At 65.8% G+C, this 5482-nt stretch carries 5 protein-coding genes and 1 pseudogene; 2 read left to right on the top strand and 4 right to left on the bottom strand.

Annotation, left to right across the window (positions count from 1 at the left end; all coding sequences use genetic code 11):
* The 3 genes and pseudogenes from AX735_RS00345 to AX735_RS00335 all read right to left on the bottom strand — a co-directional run.
* Positions 1-732, bottom strand: a pseudogene (locus AX735_RS00345) (S41 family peptidase); the annotation flags it as partial.
* A 57-nt stretch (positions 733-789) separates the two neighbouring features.
* On the bottom strand, positions 790-1344 hold the full coding sequence (locus AX735_RS00340; RefSeq protein WP_066274117.1) for an isoprenylcysteine carboxyl methyltransferase family protein: 555 nt from the start codon (positions 1342-1344) through the stop codon (positions 790-792).
* On the bottom strand, positions 1344-2375 hold the full coding sequence (locus tag AX735_RS00335) for a type III polyketide synthase (RefSeq protein WP_066274115.1): 1032 nt from the start codon (positions 2373-2375) through the stop codon (positions 1344-1346). The genes AX735_RS00340 and AX735_RS00335 overlap by 1 nt, the downstream gene beginning before the upstream one ends.
* 194 nt (positions 2376-2569) lie before the next feature.
* Here AX735_RS00335 and trxB point away from each other — a divergent pair, with 194 nt between their 5' ends.
* Positions 2570-3535 (top strand): thioredoxin-disulfide reductase, encoded by a 966-nt coding sequence (trxB, locus tag AX735_RS00330; protein WP_066274110.1) that lies wholly within the window; start codon positions 2570-2572, stop codon positions 3533-3535.
* A gap of 128 nt (positions 3536-3663) precedes the next feature.
* Positions 3664-4512, top strand: a complete 849-nt coding sequence (locus tag AX735_RS00325; protein ID WP_066274109.1) for a serine hydrolase domain-containing protein — start codon at positions 3664-3666, stop codon at positions 4510-4512.
* A gap of 41 nt (positions 4513-4553) precedes the next feature.
* On the opposite strand, the gene AX735_RS00320 is transcribed toward AX735_RS00325, so the two are convergent.
* On the bottom strand, positions 4554-5375 hold the full coding sequence (locus AX735_RS00320) for a hydrolase 1, exosortase A system-associated (protein WP_066274107.1): 822 nt from the start codon (positions 5373-5375) through the stop codon (positions 4554-4556).
* Positions 5376-5482: the final 107 nt, after the last annotated feature.

The raw sequence follows: 5482 nt of genomic DNA, 5'->3' as shown, positions 1-5482 counted from the left end.
GCGCAGGTTGATATAGCCGATCTGGCGACTGCCATCCTGGATGATCCGCGAACCATAGCGGCTGGAAACGGCGGGGAGATCAAACACCGCCTTGGTCACGCTGACCTCGCGCGATGTGCTGCCGCGCGTAACCCTGAGCACTCTGGAGAGCCCCGCCGTGTTCGGCCCCAGCGCATTGGTGATTCCGGCAGAACCTTCTGCCGCGATGATGTCGCTGACGCTGCGCAGGCTCGCGCTGCTGGTGCCGATGGCGGTGATCTCGTCGCCGCGGTCGATCCCGGCGGCGAGGCCCGGCGCGCCTTCGAAGGCCTCGCTGACGAACACCCGGCGCGCCGGTGAATCGATCGACAGCCGTATGCCGATTCCGGCGCTCTCGCCGCTCGCGAGGAACGCATTTTCCTCGGCAATCGAGGTGATGAAGGTGAAGAACCGGTCCTTGCCCTGCGACCGCGCGGTCGCGGTGAGCGCATCGATATAGCCCTGGACGGTGGTGAAGCTCGCCGGATTGGCGCTGGTCACCAGCAGTTCGGGGAAGAGATACCATTCGTCGAGCACGTCGCGGGCAAAGGCCTGGCGGTTGGCGAGCGAGCAGGTGGGGCTGGGCGTCGGGCCGGGCGTTGGCGCTGGTGCGCTCGCGATCGGGGTCGGCGTGGGGGTGGACGATCCTCCGCCTCCGCCACAGCCGGTCAGGAGCAGAGCAGAACTGGCCAGCAGGCCGACAAGATGACGCATGAAGCCTTGAAATCCGGAGCTGTCTAACGGACCCGCACCATAAGCTGGGCGGTGGTTTCAAGCGACAGATTTTTGCGTGCTTCGCGCCCGAAGCGCGACGTTCTCGGTCCGGATGCGCACGAACAGGATTCCGGCGTTGAGGATCGTCCACAGCATGGCAATGCGATAATGACCGAAGATCAGAGGGATGGTGAGGATTTCCAGCGTCACCACCCAGTAATTGGGATGGCGAACCAGCCGGTAGGGACCACCGCTGATCCGCGGAAAATCCGGCGAGGAGATGATCCGCGTCGTCCAATATGGCCCGAGCGTCGCCAGCACCCATAGCCTTGCGGCCTGCAGCAGCGCGAAGACGATCAGCAGCGGCCAGAGCATCGCCGCATCTGACGCGGTGCTGAACCAGAGCGCAGCCAGAAACCCGGCATGGATTGCCACCATAAGCGGATAATGATCGCGGCCATGTTCTACCGCGCCGCGTGCGAGCAGTGCTCTGGTGTTCTTCTGCGCATAGACCAGTTCAAGCAGCCGCTGCGCCGTGAGGAACGCCAGCACCGCCCAGGCGGCGGGCCAGCCGGGCGACCAGACGAACGGCGCGAGGGCAGGGTTTGCCATCATCGGTGCACGATGCCCATCGCGCCGGTAAAGCCGGGGCCAAGCGCGGTTATCAGCAGCGGGCCGGTTTCGCCGCGTGCCAGGATGCGCTTCAGCACGAAATGCACGGTGGGCGACGACATGTTGCCATGATCGGCCAGCACCGCGCGGGTTTCGGCCAGGCCAGCGGGCAGGTGCGCAAAGCACTGTTCGAGCGCGTCGATGACCTTGCGCCCGCCGGGATGGCACGCGGGTTCGGTGAGCGCCGCCTTGTCCAACCCCTCGCGCGCGAGAAAGCCGTCGACCACCGGCGCGAAATGGCTGTGCACGAAGCTCGGCAGGTCGCGCGAGAGGATGAGGCCCAGGCCGAGCTCGTCGACGTCCCAGCCCATCATCGCCCGGCTATCCGGCCAGGTATGCTGCGCGAACCGCCCGAGCGCCGGGCCATCCCCCTCAGCCGAGAGTACTACCGCGCTCGCCCCGTCGGCGAACAGCGTGGAGGCGATGATCGCCTTCTTGGTGAGATCGCCGAAGCGGAAGGCGAGCGAGCACAGCTCGACCGTGAGCAGCAGCACGCGGCGCGAAGGGTCGGCGCGGACCAGATCGCCCGCCACCTGCAGACCCAGCACCCCGCCCGCACAGCCATAGCCGAACAGCGGCACGGTCAGTGCGTCGGCGCGAAAGCCCATAGGCGCGAGCATCTGGCTGGCAATCGAGGGCGTCGCGATGCCGGTGGAAGAGACGCAGACGATGGCGTCGATATGTCCCGGCTCCAGCCCCGCCTCGGCCAGCGCCTCGGTCGCGGCCTGCTCGAGCAGGCGCTGTCCCTCGGCGAGATAGACCGCATTGCGCTCGGGGAAATCGGCGCGGCCCAGATAGAATTCGGGCGGCTGCGCGATCGCGCGGCTTTCCACCCCGGTGCTGTCATAGATGGCGGCGATTCGCGGGCTCAGCCCCTTGTCGGTCGCCTGGGCGACGAAATCGCGCACTTCTGGCTGGCTGATCCGAGTTTGCGGAAGAGCGGTGGCAATGGACTGGATGCGCGCGAGCATTGGCACAGAGTGGTCATAGCGCGCGGCGCTTGGCAAGCGATTCCCACGAGCCGGTGAATCGCGCTTGGCAGGGCGGGCCCAAATCTGCTTAAGCGGCCCACAAGTTAATGTTGCGCGGGACTCACCGCCTGCTGCCCTTGCGGCCAGGCCTGGCCCTGTCCACATCCGCCGCATCCGTTCGAGAAAGCCAGACCATGACCGAAACGATCAAGACCCGCATGCTGATCCTGGGCTCCGGCCCTGCCGGCCTCTCCGCCGCCATTTATGGCGCGCGTGCCGGGCTCAAGCCCATCGTGGTGCAGGGGCTGCAGCCGGGCGGTCAGCTCACCATCACCACCGATGTCGAGAACTATCCCGGCTTTCGCGACGTGATCCAGGGGCCGTGGCTGATGCAGGAAATGCAGGCCCAGGCCGAACATGTCGGCACGCAGATGATCTATGACACCATCGTCTCCGTCGACCTGTCGCGCCGCCCATTCCGCCTGACCGGCGATGGCGGCCAGGTGTACGAGGCGGAAACGCTGGTGATCGCCACCGGCGCGCAGGCCAAGTGGCTTGGTGTTCCCGGCGAGCAGGAACTGGGCGGCAAGGGCGTGTCCGCCTGCGCGACCTGCGACGGCTTCTTCTATCGCGGCAAGAAGGTTGCGGTGATCGGCGGCGGCAACACCGCGGTCGAAGAGGCGCTCTATCTCACCAACCATTCGGACAATGTCACGCTGATCCACCGCCGCGATTCGCTGCGCGCGGAGAAGATCCTGCAGGAGCGGTTGTTCGCCAATCCCAAGATCACGGTGCTGTGGAACAAGGGCGTCGAGCGCTTCGTCGGAGGCGGCGAGCCGCATGGCCTGGTCGGCATCGATCTGAAGGACACCGTGACTGGCGAGCGTTCGCATCTGGCAGTGGACGGTGGCTTTGTCGCAATCGGCCACGCGCCTGCGACAGAATTGTTCAAGGGCCATCTGCCGCTCGACCGTGATGGCTATATCGAGGTCAAGCCCGGCACGCCGTACACCAGCATCCCCGGCGTGTTCGCCTGCGGCGACGTGATGGACAAGGTCTATCGCCAGGCGGTGACGGCAGCGGGCACCGGCTGCATGGCCGCGCTCGATGTCGAACGGTTCCTGGCCGAGGCGGATTTCGAGGCGATCGCGGCGGAGTGATCGCGATTTTGACTGGGGATTGCACTGTCCGTCGGCCTGGCCAGGCTGTCCGGTACCGGAAAAGGCCGAAGCGTAAGCCTCTACTCGGCGTCTTGACGGCGCTTTGACAGAACACGGACCGAGCGGCCATGCGCAGATCTCTTCTTTCGGTCGCGCTGTTGGCTGCGATCGGCATGCTTCTCCTCGTCTTGTGGCGAAACGCCGGGAGTGATGTCGACAGCCTCGAGGACATTATGCATCGGCATGGCCTGACGGCAGCCGAAATTGCCTATGGCCATTCCGGGGAGCAGCCCAGGGTCCGCACTGTTAATGCCAAGGTTGATATGGTCAGGCCATTGTACAGCCTTGCGAAGCCCATCACCGCCGCTGCTGCGCTGCGCGTTCTCGATCTCGACCAGAAGATCGAAGGCGCGACGGTTCGGCAGTTGCTTCAGCATCGTGGCGGTTGGGACAGAGCCGTGGCAGGCGATCCGGTGACACGCCTGACGAGCGGCAACGATTGTACCATGCTTGCCGTTCCGGAAAAGCAGTTCAGACCCGGCGCGCGCTATGCCTATTCGAACCTTGGCTATTGCCTGGTTGGCCGGGCCATCGCCGAGAAAACCGGCAAGAGTTTTCGCGACAGCGTAGCGGACCTCTTTCCCGAAACGGAAGACATGGATTTCGATCCCGCATTGGGGCCGGCTGGAGGCTGGTCCGGCACCGCCCGGCAATATTACCGCTTTGCCTCCCGACCATTGCCGCAAGGGACGGGGCGTCATGCGCTGAGCCGCCCGAACGACATACCTTATGGATTGGGATGGGCGATTGGACCGGATTTCGCGACTCATTTCGGCGCCTTGCGGTCAGGTTTCTCGATCGTGGTCAAGCAGGGCGATTTTGTCGCGGTGGGCGTATTCGATGGTCGGCCGAAAAATGATATCGCCGCGTCGCGAGAGATTAGGGCGGCGCTGCTCCTCTGGAATGCCGAAAAATGACCTGAGGTTCGCGGCACGGCGCTCACTGCGCTGGCCAGAACCTATTGTAACGCCGCCAAAATCCGCTCCCTCAGCCACGCCTTGTCACTCGCGCTCGCGAAGCTGTGCGAGCCGCTGTCGAGGCGGTGGAGCGACAATTGCGGGTTGGCGCGGGCGGGAGCGAAGGCCTCGCTCGTCCAGTGTTCGAGAAACCACATAGCTGTGCGGTCGTGTTCGGCGACGAGCAGGGTGGCGGGGCGGTCGAGCGTGGCAAGGGCCTCGCCGAGGCGCGCGACGAGGCCAGTGACTTCGGTCTTCGCCGTCGCCTGCCTCAAGCCGCGCACCAGCTTGCCGATATTCACCCCGCCGCTCGCCAGCCGCCAGAGCTCGCGCGGGTCCTTCAGCTTGGCGAGATAACGGCTGCGGATCGCGCTCGCGGTCATCGTGCTCGCGGCTTCCGCCTCGTCGGCGCCGTCGTCTTCGGTCTCGATCGTCCACATATTGGCGAGGATCAGCGCGTCGACACCCGCCGCCGGGCCGAACAGCGCGAGCGCGCTCGCCGCATCGCAATTGCCGAATGCCACCAGCCGGGTGAGCTGCGGGGCGTGCGCGCGGAAGGCGGCAACGGCGGCGGCGATGTCGTCGGCGCTCGATTCGAACCCGGCGTTGTCTCCCGTGCTGTCGCCGATGCCGCACCGGTCATAGCGCAGCACCGGATGCCCGGCAGCAGCGATCTCGGCAGTGAGCGCGGCCATGCCGGCATGCGCGCCCGACCGGATCTCGTTGCCGCCGCTGACGATCAGCAGCCCGGTGGTGCCATCGGCGCTGTCGAGCGTCGCGGCCAGCGTCTCGCTCGCGCAAGGGAAGGTGAAATGCTGCCTCATCCGCGAATCCACCCTGCCAGATCGGCGGCGATCGATTTCGCCATCGCGGGATCGTGCGCGGGTTCGGCGCGCAGCCAGAGCGGCGCGCCTGCAATCCGCGCCTCGGC

Source organism: Blastomonas sp. CCH1-A6, assembly GCF_001556365.1.
Classification (GTDB): Bacteria; Pseudomonadota; Alphaproteobacteria; order Sphingomonadales; family Sphingomonadaceae; genus Blastomonas; species Blastomonas ursincola.
Note: the sequence above shows the minus strand (reverse complement) of the source record. Positions and strands in the feature narration are given on the sequence as shown.